The sequence below is a fragment of the Kamptonema animale CS-326 genome (genome assembly GCF_028330895.1).
Lineage (GTDB): Bacteria > Cyanobacteriota > Cyanobacteriia > Cyanobacteriales > Microcoleaceae > Kamptonema > Kamptonema formosum.
Genome location: NZ_JAQMUA010000122.1, coordinates 1 through 14,615, shown reverse-complemented (window position 1 = coordinate 14,615; position 14,615 = coordinate 1). Strand labels below are relative to the sequence as shown.

The window sequence follows — 14,615 nt, the reverse complement described above, 5'->3', positions numbered from 1 at the left end:
GGATGGGGAGGATGGGGAGATGGGGAGGATGGGGAGGATGGGGAGGATGGGGAGGATGGGGAGATGGGGAGGATGGGGAGGATAGGGAGGAGAGAGTATTAACAATTAACAATTAACAATTTTGATTAAAATAGCAACCCCTAAGACGGTTAGGACACTCACGTATGGCTGAAACCATTAGATTCTATGTCCCCTCTTCCCCTCTCCCCCATCCTCCCCATTTTCCCCTAGCCCCTAATCCCTAGCCCCTCTTTAGTCATTGTGTATCTTAGTTAGCAACATCTGACATCCGCATTTGATTGTATACCCTATATCAACCCATCGTTCCTCACCTTTAAATTAAATGATAGAAGCGAATACCGATCTCGCCCTAGAGGAAATTCCGACCACAGAAAAGTCTGTCAGACCATCAGAGCTACTCTATGGTTTAACAGACAAACCACCTGTTGGAGAAGCAATTTTCGTGGCATTTCAGCACGTTCTGGCTGCTTTCGTTGGCATTATTACTCCGCCATTAATTATTTGCGCCAGTTTGGGATTAGATGCCGCGAATACAAGCTATTTGATCAGTATGTCGCTGTTTGCGTCTGGGATCTGTACATTTATTCAATGTAAGAAAATTGGGCCTGTAGGATCGGGATTGTTGAGTCTTCAGGGTACGAGCTTCGCTTTTCTAGGGCCGATTTTAGGCGTTGGCACTGTGGCATTACAGGAAGGTAAAACACCTGAGCAGGCGCTAGCATTAATTTTTGGCGTTTGCTTCTTTGGCTCTTTTGTCGAAATCATTCTCAGCCGATTTCTGCATTTGATGGATAAAATCATCACGCCAGTTGTCTCTGGTACGGTGGTAATGATTATTGGGCTGGGCTTAATCAAGACTGGAATTACGAGTTTGGCTGGTGGAGCGGCTGCATTAGCAAAAAATGATGGCTCATTTGGAAGTTGGCAGAACCTCGCTCTCGGAGGTACGGTACTTCTGTTAGTTGTGGTACTGACGCTATCAAGAAATCGATATCTGCGGATGGGGGCGATCGCGATCGGACTTGCGGTTGGCTATATCATCTCGCTGTTTCTGGGCATTGTTGATTTTAGTTCTTTAAGCAAGCTTCCCGCCTTTAGCTTGCCGATTCCGTTTCGCTATGGCATGAGCTTTGACTTTGCTGCCTTCGCCCCATTTATCCTGTTGTATGTGCTGACAGCGATTGAAACGGTTGGAGACTTAACTGCTACCTCTGCTGTTTCTAAGGAACCTGTTAAAGGTGCGCTTTACATCCGCCGCATTAAGGGTGGAGTGCTCGGTGATGGAGTCAACTCGCTGATTGCTGCTGTGCTCAATACCTTCCCTAACACAACCTTTAGCCAGAATAATGGTGTGATTCAAATGACAGGAGTCGGTAGTCGTTATGTCGGCTTCTTTGTCGCCGGGATTTTTGCCATTCTAGGCTTGCTCCCGATTGTGGGCGGTGTGTTTCAAGCGATTCCCCAGCCTGTCTTGGGTGGTGCGACGCTGGTGATGTTCGGCTCGATCGCTGTTGCTGGGTTGGGAATTGTTGCTTCGGCAGGATTGGATCGCCGCTCGATGATTATCGTGGCTGTTTCTCTAGGCTTAGGCTTAGGGGTGGTATTCATGCCTCAGATTTTTGCTAATAAGCCACCACTATTTAACAACCTTTTTGGTTCTGCTATTTCCACTGGGGGGTTGACTGCGATACTTCTAAGTTGGCTGTTGCCTAACAATGAGACTTTGGTTTCTCCTGACACAGAGCCCTCGGCCTAGGGCGTGTTTTCAAACCAGAACGCAGGCGATCGCGATCGTGGCTGTATAATTTGCAGCCAGCTTCTTATATCGGGCAGCGATCCGACTTGCATTGCTTGAGTCGGTTGATAAGTAGTCGGACATAAAGGTTCATGAGCGTTAAGTGCTGGCGATTGCGCGGAGCGCACTGCCGTAGGCGATCGCTATTTTCAGGATAAGTAGAAGGAAGAAGGAAGAGGGAAGAAGGAAGAAGGAAGAACGCTTATACAGCCAACTTTTTAGCCATCGGTATCTTATGTTTAATTAGGTGGATTTACTTACAACGAGGCGAGAAAACACGCCCTCGCCTCTAACCCCTAAACGACGAAAGCGGTTGCTGTAGCATAGAAAACAAAAATACTTTGTATTTTTTGCTTCAAAACTACAATCAGGAACCGAGCAGTGCCGAGAAAACTTCCCACCCCCAATCAAACTCAACGCTGGTTACTCTTCCAGTTGTCTGGCCTTTTAAAGCGCAACCCTTTGATGATTTCCCGGTGGATTTTGCGCTGGGCGATCGTTGGTACTATTTGCGGCTTATTCGCGGCGCTCTACTGGAATGTCTTGGAATTGATGATTCAAGCTTTGCACGGCTTTCAAGGCCCCGCTCTTTTGGTACTCATGCCGTTAGCAGGTTTAGCCGTTGGTCTAGCGATCTATTTTCTAGGAAATCCAGGCGAAATTGCCGTAATTGTCGATAATATCCACTTTCACGGCGGACGGTTAGATATTCGCAAAAATCCTGCGATGATTCTGGCTTCTTTGGCGAGTATTTCCGCTGGTGGTAGCGCGGGCCCGGAAGCGCCGCTGGTACAGGTGACTGGTTCTTTTGGGACTTGGGTAGGCGATCGCCTCAAACTCGAAGGCGAAAATGTTAGATCGATGAGTTTGGCGGCGATGGCGGCGGGTTTTACTGCTTTATTTGGAGCTCCTCTTGGTGGTGCGATGTTTGCATTGGAGATTTTGCACCACGAGTATGTTTTGGAATATTACGAGGCTTTGTTACCCGCCATTGTTTCTAGTTGCGCTAGCTATTTGGTGTTTGCAGGAATTACCCGTTTAGGTATTGCCCCAACTTGGCATTTTCCCCAGTATCACCTCAATAATATTGATGATTTTGCTTTAGCCGTATTCTACGGAATTATTGGAGCAGTAGCGGGCTGGATTTTTATGGCTATTTTTAGAGGTTGCGATCGCGTCTTTGCCCGAATTCCTGGGCCAGTTTACGTGCAGACAACTATTGCAGGGCTAATATTGGGTGCGATCGCAGCGATTTTGCCACTAACTCGTTACTTTGGTCACGAAGAATTAGACTCCGTAGTTACTGCTAGCTTTTCTGTTAATTTTCTGTTGATTTTAGCATTAGCAAAAATGGCAGCAATTAGCGTCACAGTTACAGGTGGGTGGCGCGGCGGGTTTATTATCCCTTTATTTTTCACAGGCGCTTGTATTGGCAAAGCAGTGGCCACGTCTATACCTGGTTTAAATCCTGCTTTAGCCATGATTTGTACTATGGCGGCTCTGAATGCAGCAGTAACTAGAACTCCGATCAGTACGACTTTACTACTAGCAAAATTGGCAAATATTACGCCTTTAACGCCGATTTTATTTGCGAGTTTAGTGGGATTTTTTCTCTCTCCGAAAGTGCCTTTGATTACCTCTCAACTTAAGTCGGGGCCAAAAGCAGTGGTTGAATAGTAACTAGAGGGAAGAAGGATTTAGTTATCTTCCTTCTTCCTTCTTCTTTCTTGTGAGTCGAATTCTTTCCGATCGAGAGCATACCTGACAGCCTCTTTATTGCTGCCGGGAAACTTCATCTCAATAAACGATTTATCAAATTTCAAGCCTGCTTTTTCCATGACGCGAATCGATCCAGAGTTAACCGCCAAAGCCTTAGCAAAAACCCGCTCTGTGCCCAATTCAGTAAATCCTTTATGAATCAGTGCGATCGCACCTTCCGTTGCATAGCCTTTACCCCAGAATGCTCTTTTTAAGCGATATCCCAGCTCTATATCTTCCCCACCATCTAAAGGCGGGCGAAAATGAAACCAGCCAATAAATTCACCGCTCAATTTTTCCTCTACTGCCCAATATCCATAGCCTTGATAGTCATCATAATATTTGAGAAATCCTGGCAGAATTTGAGAGCGAATCTGTTCGCGATCGCTAGCCTGTCCCCCATTAATATACCGCATCACTTCGGGGTCGCTGTCCAACTCATATAAGTTATCTAAATCCCCCTCAGTAAAGTAACGGAGAATCAAACGTTCTGTGTCCAGAAAAACCTTCACGGTGGCTCCCAATTAAATGTTTGATTTATGGTTGCACGTAGCGGCTAAAAATGGTCATATTGTGCTATAATTTTAGGCGTAACTCGCAATATTTGGCAACTCAACCGAAGATAAACCGATTTTAACGTATCTTCCTGGTTTCTAGCTGCCAAATTCAGAATTTTATGGAGTATTTCATCGTATGAGCACCTCTGAGTCGCGGATTATCCCGACGGATCTGCGGAATGAGATGTCCCGGTCTTACCTAGAATACGCCATGAGCGTAATTGTAGGCCGGGCTCTACCAGATGCCAGGGACGGTCTTAAGCCTGTTCACCGCCGCATTCTCTATGCTATGAACGAACTAGGCTTGACTCCCGATCGACCTTTCCGCAAATGCGCCCGCGTTGTGGGGGAGGTGCTGGGCAAATATCACCCGCACGGGGATACAGCGGTGTACGACGCTTTAGTGCGGATGGCTCAGGATTTCTCCATGCGCCAACCTCTGATTGACGGGCACGGCAATTTTGGCTCGGTGGATAATGACCCGCCAGCGGCGATGCGTTACACAGAGTGTCGCTTAACACCGCTGACTAGCGACGCGATGCTGCGCGATATCGACTCGGAAACCGTCGATTTTGGCGATAATTTCGATGGTTCGCAGCAGGAACCGCTGGTTTTACCATCGCGCATCCCCCAAATTTTGGTTAATGGTTCTTCGGGGATCGCTGTGGGAATGGCGACGAATATTCCTCCTCACAATTTGGGAGAAGTAATTGAAGGTTTAATGGCGTTAATTGCCAATCCAGAAATTACCGATATTGAGCTGATGCAGTACATTCCCGGCCCGGATTTTCCAACGGGGGCGCAGATTTTAGGGAAAGCCAGCATCCGGGAAGCTTACACTACTGGTAGGGGTTCGATTACGATGCGCGGCGTAGCTGCGATCGAAACTATTGAACATCCAGGTAGACCAGACAAAGAAGCAATTATTATCACAGAGTTGCCATACCAAACTAATAAGGCGGCGCTGATTGAAAAGATTGCAGAAATGGTGAATGAGAAGCGGCTGGAGGGGATTTCTGATATTAGAGATGAGAGCGATCGCGATGGTATGCGGATTGTGATCGAACTCAAACGAGATGCTTATCCTCGCGTTGTTCTCAATAATCTTTACAAACAAACTCCCCTACAAGCCAACTTCGGGGCAAATATGCTCGCGCTAGTCAATGGGGAACCTCAATTACTTTCGCTCAAGCAGTTTCTCAGCGTCTTCTTAGATTTTCGGATTGAGACAATTACGCGGCGGACTCAATACGAACTGCGGAAAGCTGAAGAACGCGATCATTTACTCCAAGGTTTATTGATTGCCCTCGACAATTTGGATGCTATTATTCACCTAATTCGCAGTGCTGCTGATACGGCAACAGCGAAACAGGAATTGATAGATACTTACGGTTTGTCAGAGGTACAATCCGATGCAATTTTGCAAATGCAGCTCCGACGGTTGACAGCCTTGGAAGCGCAGAAAATTACTCAAGAACACGAAGAGTTACTGGAAAAAATTGCCGACTTACTAGATATTTTGGCAAAGCGGGAGCGGATTCTGGAAATCATCCAAACAGAAGTCGCTGAAATCAAACTGAAGTTTGCCTCGCCGCGCCGAACTATCATCGAACACGCCGAAGGAGAAATCGACGAAACCGATTTAATTGCCAACGAACAAGCCATCATCTTGCTGACAGAACAAGGCTACATTAAGCGAATGCCAGTCAGCACTTTTGAGGCTCAAAGTCGCGCTACTCGCGGCAAAGCTGGCACGAAAATGAAAGAGGATGATGGCGTTGAACATTTCCTCTCCTGCTGCGATCACGATAGCGTCTTATTCTTTAGTGATAGAGGCGTTGTTTACTGTCTCAGAAGTTATCAAATACCCGTCAGTTCTCGCACGGCGCGGGGGACTCCGATTGTACAATTGCTGCCTATTCCGATTGAAGAAAAAATCACTTCTATTGTATCGGTGACGGAATTTAGCAATGAAGAATACTTAGTAATGCTAACTCGCAGCGGCTTTATTAAGAAGACTGTCTTATCTGCTTTTAGTAACATCCGTGCTAACGGGTTAATCGCTATTTCTCTGGAAGAAGGCGACCAATTACGCTGGGTGCGGCTAGCAAGAGTTGACGATAGTATTATTATCGGTTCGCGCCAAGGAATGACAATTCATTTCCGAACTAATCACGAACAATTGCGCCCAGTTGGTCGAGCAACGCGGGGGGTAAAGTCCATGAAATTGCGCGCAGGCGATGAGCTAATTGGCATGGATATTTTACCGAGTTCAATTGTTGCTAGTATTGCGGAGTTGGAAACTGAAGATTCGGAATTGGAAGATGAGGAATTAGAAGTATCTGCCCAGGAAATTGAAGTACAAGCGGAGGAAATTGAAGGCAGCGATGCTGAAGAAATCCCCACTGCTAGCAGTCAAGGCCCTTGGGCGCTGGTAATTACTACTAATGGTTACGGCAAGCGCGTTCCTGTTACTCAATTCCGGTTGCAAAGACGTGCTGGTAAGGGTTTAACAGCTACTAAATTTAAGTCGAAAAAGGCTAAAGATTATGTAGCTGCGTTGCGAATTGTCAATGAAAATGACGAGTTGATGATCGTTACTAGCAGAGGTATTATTATCCGTCAGACTGTCAATGCAATTTCTACCCAATCCCGGAATGCAACGGGTGTGCGAGTGCAGCGTTTAGATGAGGATGATTCAATTGTGGCTGTAGCTTTAGTGCCACTATCTGGTGAAGAATCAGAGTCAGATGAGGCTGTAGATTTAGTCTCAGTATCTGGTGAAGAATCAGAATTAGAGTCAGCGGAAATGGAGTAATTTCTTCAGTTTATAGGGTGGGCAATGCCCACCTTATAACGCCCCCAGAGAGCGCAGTTATCAAGGCAATAATATTAAATTTAGATGTGGATATTCAATAACCTAAAAAGTCCTAATTTACAGTTTGATACGATTAAAAAATACCGCTTAGCAATTGCATTGATTAGCGGTATTTTAATGGCATTAGCAACTGCACCTGTAAGTGCTTGGCCCTTGGCGTGGTTAGCACTCGCTCCCCTTTGGGTGATGATTGCTAGTTATGAAAAGCCAACAGCCGAAGAAAAAAAACAAAAATTTTTCCTTCTTCCCTCTTCCTTCTTCCTTCTTCCTTCATTATGGGGAATTGGTTATCATGGGTTAGCTTTATCTTGGATAATGGGAATTCACCCGATGACTTGGCTGGGGGTTCCTTGGTGGCCAAGTTTAGCGATTGCACTGTTTTGTTGGGCATTTATCACCCTCTGGGGAGCTGCATTAGTTGCTATCTGGGCGTGGCTATTTATAATTATTGACTTAACTCCTTTAGCACAGGAAGCTGGGGGAAGGAAATCTCAATTTTCATGCTTAATTCGCGTCTTAATTGGTACTGCTGTGTGGTGTATCTTAGAATATATTTGGAGTTCAGGCTCCCTGTGGTGGACATCTCTCTCTTACACTCAAAGCCCGCATAATTTAGCAATTTTACACCTCGGTCAACTTTCTGGGCCTAGTGCTATAACTGCCGCCATTGTAGCAGTTAATGGCTTAATTGCTGAAGCTTGGAGTGAAGGAAGAAGGAAGAGGGAAGAAGGAAGAAGGGGAAATTTAATTTCTTATCTTTTACCTGTTATATTTTGCCTGATATTGCATATTGTAGGTTTTAGTTTATATAGTAACCCTTTGACTGAAGATGCAAAATCAGAGTTAAAAATAGGAATTATTCAGGGCAATATACCCAATGAAATTAAGTTTAATTCAGAAGGATGGATTCGCAGCTTGGAAGGCTACACTACAGGATATAAAAACTTAGCTAACCAAGGCGTAGATGCTGTATTAATCCCGGAGACAGCTTTACCGTTTGTTTGGACTAACCCTAATCAACGTTTTTACCTTTCTTTATATCAAGCTATTCTCGCTCAAAAAGTTGTTGCTTGGGTAGGGGGATTTGGACAACAGGAAGATAGCATTACAAATAGCTTGTTTACTATCAACGGTAATGGTGAAATAGTCAGCCGCTATGATAAAACTAAGCTAGTACCATTGGGAGAATATATTCCCTTTGAACAATTTATTGGCAGTATTATCAATCGGCTTTCTCCTTTAGATTCCCATTTAGTAGCTGGTAAATCTAACCAATTATTTGATACACCTTTTGGTAGAGCGATTGTCGGTATTTGCTATGACTCAGCTTTTACTGAACATTTCCGCCGTCAGGCGGCGATGGGAGGTGAATTTATCCTAACTGCTTCTAATGATGCTCATTATAATTCATCTATGATGGCTCAACATCATGCTCAAGATTTGATGAGAGGAATTGAAACTGATAGGTGGGTGGTAAGAGCAACTAATACAGGTTATTCTGCTTTTGTTAATCCTCATGGCGAGACGTTATGGATATCTGGTGTGAATACTTATGAAGTCCAGGCTGGTAATATTTATCGGCGTAAAACTCAGACTTTGTATGTACGATGGGGGGATTGGTTAACACCTTTATTATTAGTATTGGGTGTAATAGCGAAAGTTTTCCAAAGAGGGTAATAGATATTATCTAATCCTCTTTGGAAAAACAACTGAGTCAAGGGTCTGAATTTTTCCTATTCAACGTTAAGATTGACAACTAACCCATAAGTTGATACGTAGTCTTCCAACTCTTTTAGATCGACCGTACCATTCTTATCTGAGTCAAGAATGTTGAAAAGATAATCAGTGATGTATCCCCTCATTTCTTCAGAGCTACGTTCGCCTGTGGTCAAATCTTCTACTAGGCCTAAAAGCTCCATAATCTCTGGTTTATCGAGGGTTTTACTGCCATCGATATCCAATTGATGGAAAAGCTTTTTGACATCTTCTGTTCCTACTTTCGAGGAACGCAATGTTTCTCTCAATAAGTCACTACTAAAGGCATTCATAAAAAATGTCTGCTCGATGAAAGGGATGCAGAAGAACCCTAGTGCAGCCCAGTAAATTGCATAATTCAGCGAGTCTAAATTTGTAGCTGTACTAACTCCAGCAAAAAGAGCGGCCCAAAGGAAAAAATTAGGGTTAACAAGCAAGATATAAGCATCTTGAGCTTCGGCTTTACTCAGCTTGCCACGTGACAATACTAAAGTTAATGCAGCGCATAGACGCATGAAGATAAAGACTAATGCCGCAAATGCAAGCTGCTGAAAACCAGCTAGCGCTCGGTTCGGGTCAATTGGGGAAAAGAGGTCAGAAATAAATGTTGCAGGAGCAAATTGAAAACCTGTTGCTAAGGCCATAAAAGCAACAGCCAGAACTCCGATAAATTTCCATTCTTTACTGTGCCGATTGGAGTCAACAGGCGATTTAGAACGCCAAATTTGGGCGGCGGCTCCCGGTATTGCTAGACCTAGAGCTAGAATTACAAAGAAAAAGTTTAAACTGGAAAGGTTAATGGGTAATTGGGAACCTGCGATCGCTAGTGTAGCAATCAGCGCAATCGGAGCAACTATCGATAATGTTCTTGATAAGACAGCCGATGGATAAAGATTCCCACCCCAAAGTATCGATAAAACCGGGGAAGTAAGGGCTGGTGGTACCATCCAGAAAAGCACCCATAAAACTTTGTAAAGATCGGCGGGGCTTTGGTACAAAACTCCAGAAAATATTAAGGCGAGGCCAACTACCCATCGCAGCAACATCCACCCATAGACTACATATTTGACAGTTGGAGTTACTTTGCGTTTGCTCCCTGCAAAGTCGATGTCTAGGTAGGTATAAAATGTGGACATTGCCAGACAGACAATAATTATGGCTTTAAATAGCTCTGATGGAATTCCTTGGGGGGAAGTGCTGACTACCCTTAGCAAACTGCCAAGTAAAAATGCAACGGCGTATAACACAATTGCCCACATGATTGAAAGATCGTTGACCTTTTTACGTAAAGCAGCCGCACCGCCAGATTCTTTGTCGCGAAACTTGACAAGTTCATCTCGACTTAAAGCTTTGCCATTAGGAAGTTTTAAGCTGTGATAAGCAGTTGGTGGCAAGTCACTTAAATAAAGTGCTAGAGGTTCTAGTACATATTGATGGCAGACAACTAGAACAGTTTCACCTCGTTCTAAGTGCGGTACAACTCGCTCTTTATAGAAACTGCTAGCACGGACATAAATTTGTGAAATTTTTTCGCCAGTTGGAGGTGCTTCGTTGTGTGAATGTAACATTTCCTCGAAGCCTTCATAGCCAAGAGAAAGACGAAGTAAGTTGAGGTTACGACCGGCAAAAATACCAAAAGAGCGTTCGCTAATGCGGTGATCGATCTGAACAGGAGTATCGGCAGATTTCAAAGCCTGACTTTCAGCTAGGGCGATTTCACAAGTTTGCCGCGCACGCCTCATGTGGGAGACATATACTGCGTCAAATTTGACACCTTTTTTCTTAATATCAAGACCTGCTCGACGTGCTTGTAGCTTGCCAAATGCTGTAAGTCCAACATCTAGTATTCCTGCAAAAATGTTGCGCTCGTTACTGGTACTTTCGCCGTGCCGAATAAAGTAGGCTTCTCCATACAAGGGAAGCTTTTCGGGCTCAGATGGTGATGCAGTAGCCGTATCGTTATTTGTGATTTCCATAACTTTCACACTAAAGATGTTGAGGTTGACGCTAAATCCCAAATCTACATAACAGAAAACAAAATTGTGTTCTAGTTAATGGATTAGCGAAGTATGAAGAAGGAGAATACTTGTTCACAAATATGAAGAAGGAGACTACTTGTTCCGAGAGGTAAAAAATTCGGGATTGCTGTGGGTATTACTCCGCAACTTAGAAACGATAGTCGGAGTATGATTCTCTTTGAGAGGATTGCATCTTAAATCCAAAAAGGCTGAGAATAACTATATACTTAATTTAAAAAATTGTCAATATAAACTAAGAGCTAAAATTTTAAGTGAATTTACTTAATTAAATGTAAAATAGAAATGATTAACAAACTTGCTATAAGCATTCTTCTTTTCGGCTGCTGGGGACGGTTAGACTTCGGATGTTCGACAAGTTCAGTCGAACCGCGATCGGTCGAATACTTGTCAAACTGCACGCCAAAGCTTTATTACTTTTACTTATTTATGTGAAATATCACCGCAGCGAACACTGGGGGGCAGAGAAAGTAAATCATCAATATTGCGCTGCATCGTAGCACAAATATTATCTAAAGGTAAATCATTAGCATCGTGACCAAAAGGATTTTCGATCTCAATGCCAATTTCTTCTATGCCAAATAAGGTAAAACTAATCAAAGCTACTACTAAACCAGTTCCCCAACTCAAATCCTGAACCAGTTGAAATGGTAATGCAAAACAATAAATTAACAATAACTGCTTGAGGTGAATTGCATAAGCTAAAGGTATAGGTGTCTTCAAAATCCGTTCGCACCCGCCTAAAGTATCAACTAGATTGTTTACTAACTTCTGCATGGCTGTTAGTTGATAAACATCAATGCAATTTTGGCTATATTGCTTATGCAGATAATCAGAAATCCAGAAAGCAATTTCTAGAGGGGGATTGTTCATAGACTTGAGTTTTTGATACTGTGAGGTAGACATTAACTGCTCTAGTTCGCTGTTTACAGGCTCTAGCCTTAGATGCAGTTTCATTGCCACTGCAAAGGCAGGTAAGAGAAGAATTGCTGACTTTTTTTCAATAAAATCATCGGGTTCATTTTCCTTAACTGCCACCCAGATTTGACGAGATAGATTCCGAACGGTATTGATTAAATTACCCCAAAATTTCCGACCTTCCCAAAATCTCTCGTAAGCTGTGTTTGTTCGGAAAACTAATAATAAACCAAGGACGATACTCGGTACAATACTTGATAAAATAGGCCAAGATACGGGAAAGTCAAAAAAATGTAGAAACGAAATAAAACCCCCAAATCCGCCACAGATAAGAACGCGGGGCAAAATCTTAGGAATGACAGATCCGCGTAACTTAAAGGCAGTTTGAAACCAGGGTCGTCTTTCAGTCTTCATGCACTATCTCCTTTTTGCTTAATATTCAGACAGAATCGGCTAGCGGCTACTCTCCGGCAATACTTTTCTGGTTTTTTTAGCTGTCGTCAGAGTATTCCCCTAAGTATGTGTACCAATAAATTGGGATTTTAGCTGAAAATTTATCTTGTTTGTGGTTTGATCGAAGCACTTAGTTAGGTAATATAGTTTAAGTATCTTTAAATAAAAGCTTCCGTGCAACAGCACTCAACTCCTCAGTCTCCGCGCGATCGCACTTTGCCTAATCAGCGGTGGCAAATCTACCCATCGCAGGCACAACAAGCCGAAAATTTGGCCCAAGAAATTGGCTTGTCACCGTTGCTAGCACAGGTACTCATTAATCGAGGGATTGAATCTGCACAAGGGGTGCAAGCATTCTTAGAGCCCGAATTGGAAGTTTTGCCACCGCCAATGCAGGATTTTCCCGACTTAGCGATGAGTGTGGAGTTATTGCATCAAGCAATTTCTCAAGGTGAAAAAATTGCTATTTGCGGTGACTATGATGCTGATGGCATGACGAGTACGGCACTTTTGTTACGAAGTCTCAAAACTTTGGGTGCGAAGGTTGATTATGCTATTCCTAGCCGAATGCACGAAGGTTATGGCATTAACGAGCGCATTGTTGAGGAATTCAAGAGCGAAGGTGTGAGCCTGATTCTAACTGTAGATAATGGTATTGCTGCCTATCAACCGATTGCGAGAGCGCGAGAATTGGGATTAAATGTGATTATTACCGATCACCACGATATCCCACCGCAACTGCCGCCAGCAAATGCTATTCTCAATCCGAAATTAATTTCCGAATCTTCGCCTTATCGTGGCGTGGCGGGAGTTGGTGTTGCCTATATTTTGGCGATTTCTCTAGCGCAGCGGATGGATAAAATGCAGGGTTTAGTAAATCCAATGTTGGAGCTTTTTACATTGGGGACAATTGCAGATTTAGCTCCTTTAATTGGTGTGAATCGCCGTTGGGTAAAACGAGGATTAAGGCTGCTGCCTCATTCGCAATTAGTAGGAGTGCAGGCATTAATTGAAGTGTCGGGATTAGTACGTGAAAATAAACGAGAGGGGGATCTCCTCTCTACTCAGAACTCAAAATCTCCAAGCGCTGCGAGTGCAATTAAGGAATCTAAAAATTCTCTCAAGCCGGAGGATATTGGCTTTCGCCTCGGCCCTCGGATTAATGCGATCGGTCGCATTTCTGACCCTCAAATTGTTATTGAATTGTTAACAACTGACGATCGGGATTTAGCCTTAGAAAGGGCGAAGCAATGCGAGGAAATTAATCAGCGGAGACAGGAGTTATGTCAAGAAATTGAAGCGGAAGCGATCGCGTATTGTGAAGAAACTCAGGTGGATTTACAGCAGGAACGGGTTTTAGTTGTCGTGCAACCAGGATGGCATCACGGCGTAATTGGTATCGTTGCCTCGCGGTTGGTGGAACGCTACGGCGTACCTGTATTTATTGGTACTTATGAGGATGAAGAAGAGGAAAATGCGGAAAGTTTAGCACCGGATGAGCTGTCTATTAATGGCGAAGATTTAAGCGATAGGATAGATAATTTCTCGATTAAATCTGTTGGTAAAAAGATTCGGGGTTCGGCACGAGGGATTCCTGAGTTTCACGTATTTGAGGCTTTACAATTCTGCGATCGCTTGTTAGGAAAATATGGGGGACACAAAGCGGCTGGGGGCTTTTCTATGCCAGGGGCAAATCTAGAAGAGTTTCGCACGCAGTTAGGTGTTTTTGCTCGTAAATCTTTAGAGCTACAACACCTCAAACCGCTAGTTTCTATTGATGCTCAAGCTGATTTTGCAGAAATTAATCTCGACCTTTACCGCCAAATTGATGCGCTGCAACCTTGCGGGATTGAAAATAAGGCTCCCGTATTTTGGACACCGAATGTGCGAATCATCGAACAAGCAACTGTTGGCAAAGAGAAAGCGCATATTAAAGTAACTTTCAGCCAAGATGTAAAGTCTATCCCAAATCTGAAGGCGATCGCATGGCGGTGGCGAGAATATTTCCCTCTGCCGCCGCGAGTGGATATTGCCTATCATTTGCGAGAAAATACATATAATGGCAATACCACAGTTGAGCTAGAGTTGGTGGGAGTGCGGCTACCCACAGATACCGCAAGTTTACCTCCATCGCCCCAGAAAAAAGCCCAGGAGAAGGCCCTGGAGAAAGCAGAGTTTTATTATAGCGATCGCAAATACACCTGTAGCCTCTCCCAAATTGAAAATGTCAAAGAATTAAGAATTAGGAATGCTCAAGGGCAAGTTCTAGCAGTTAAACAAGGTGAAAAAACAGGACTTCTGGGAACAAGGCGAGAAGATGCGATCGCTGTTGATGTCTCTCAACCCTTTTTCTACAATTTAATTAAAGCGGCTCTCAGTGCTTTAGAGCTTGCAAAAGAAAAAGTTAATTAAGAAGGAAGAAGGAAGAGGGCAGAAGGCAGAAG

At 43.9% G+C, this 14,615-nt stretch carries 8 protein-coding genes; 5 read left to right on the top strand and 3 right to left on the bottom strand.

What is annotated here, in order from left to right:
• The first annotated feature begins 343 nt into the window (after positions 1–343).
• A complete protein-coding gene (locus tag PN499_RS07195) occupies positions 344–1,777 on the top strand; it encodes a uracil-xanthine permease family protein (RefSeq protein ID WP_272031024.1) in 1,434 nt (477 codons plus the stop codon).
• Positions 1,778–2,197: 420 nt separating this feature from the next.
• On the top strand, positions 2,198–3,493 hold the full coding sequence (locus tag PN499_RS07190; protein WP_272031022.1) for a chloride channel protein: 1,296 nt from the start codon (positions 2,198–2,200) through the stop codon (positions 3,491–3,493).
• 20 nt (positions 3,494–3,513) lie between these two features.
• Here the strand turns inward: PN499_RS07190 and PN499_RS07185 are convergent, their stop codons facing one another.
• Positions 3,514–4,086: a GNAT family N-acetyltransferase gene (locus PN499_RS07185; RefSeq protein ID WP_272031021.1), complete on the bottom strand. Its 573-nt coding sequence runs from the start codon at positions 4,084–4,086 to the stop codon at positions 3,514–3,516.
• Positions 4,087–4,267: 181 nt separating this feature from the next.
• On the opposite strand from PN499_RS07185, the gene gyrA reads away from it, so the two are divergent.
• Together gyrA and lnt are read left to right on the top strand one after the other, a co-directional pair.
• The gene (gene gyrA / locus PN499_RS07180; protein ID WP_272031019.1) at positions 4,268–6,949 is read left to right on the top strand and encodes a DNA topoisomerase (ATP-hydrolyzing) subunit A; all 2,682 of its coding nucleotides are present in this window, start codon (positions 4,268–4,270) and stop codon (positions 6,947–6,949) included.
• Between the two features lie 84 nt (positions 6,950–7,033).
• Positions 7,034–8,686: an apolipoprotein N-acyltransferase gene (gene lnt / locus PN499_RS07175; protein ID WP_272031018.1), complete on the top strand. Its 1,653-nt coding sequence runs from the start codon at positions 7,034–7,036 to the stop codon at positions 8,684–8,686.
• Positions 8,687–8,742: 56 nt separating this feature from the next.
• On the opposite strand, the gene PN499_RS07170 is transcribed toward lnt, so the two are convergent.
• Together PN499_RS07170 and PN499_RS07165 are read right to left on the bottom strand one after the other, a co-directional pair.
• Positions 8,743–10,740 carry a histidine phosphatase family protein gene (locus tag PN499_RS07170; protein ID WP_272031017.1) on the bottom strand — a complete coding sequence of 666 codons (1,998 nt, stop codon included), beginning with the start codon at positions 10,738–10,740 and terminating at the stop codon, positions 8,743–8,745.
• A 483-nt stretch (positions 10,741–11,223) separates the two neighbouring features.
• Complete coding sequence (locus tag PN499_RS07165) at positions 11,224–12,132, bottom strand: bestrophin family protein (protein ID WP_272031016.1); 909 nt, start codon at positions 12,130–12,132, stop codon at positions 11,224–11,226.
• Between the two features lie 213 nt (positions 12,133–12,345).
• Between PN499_RS07165 and PN499_RS07160 the strand changes: the two genes are divergently transcribed.
• Positions 12,346–14,583, top strand: a complete 2,238-nt coding sequence (locus PN499_RS07160) for a single-stranded-DNA-specific exonuclease RecJ (protein ID WP_272031015.1) — start codon at positions 12,346–12,348, stop codon at positions 14,581–14,583.
• Positions 14,584–14,615: the final 32 nt, after the last annotated feature.

Coding starts and splice junctions, on each gene's coding strand:
- PN499_RS07195 (WP_272031024.1), top strand. CDS start 344: ATGATAGAAGCGAATACCGATCTCGCCCTAGAGGAAATTCCGACCACA.
- gyrA (WP_272031019.1), top strand. CDS start 4,268: ATGAGCACCTCTGAGTCGCGGATTATCCCGACGGATCTGCGGAATGAG.
- lnt (WP_272031018.1), top strand. CDS start 7,034: ATGTGGATATTCAATAACCTAAAAAGTCCTAATTTACAGTTTGATACG.
- PN499_RS07170 (WP_272031017.1), bottom strand. CDS start 10,740: ATGGAAATCACAAATAACGATACGGCTACTGCATCACCATCTGAGCCC.
- PN499_RS07165 (WP_272031016.1), bottom strand. CDS start 12,132: ATGAAGACTGAAAGACGACCCTGGTTTCAAACTGCCTTTAAGTTACGC.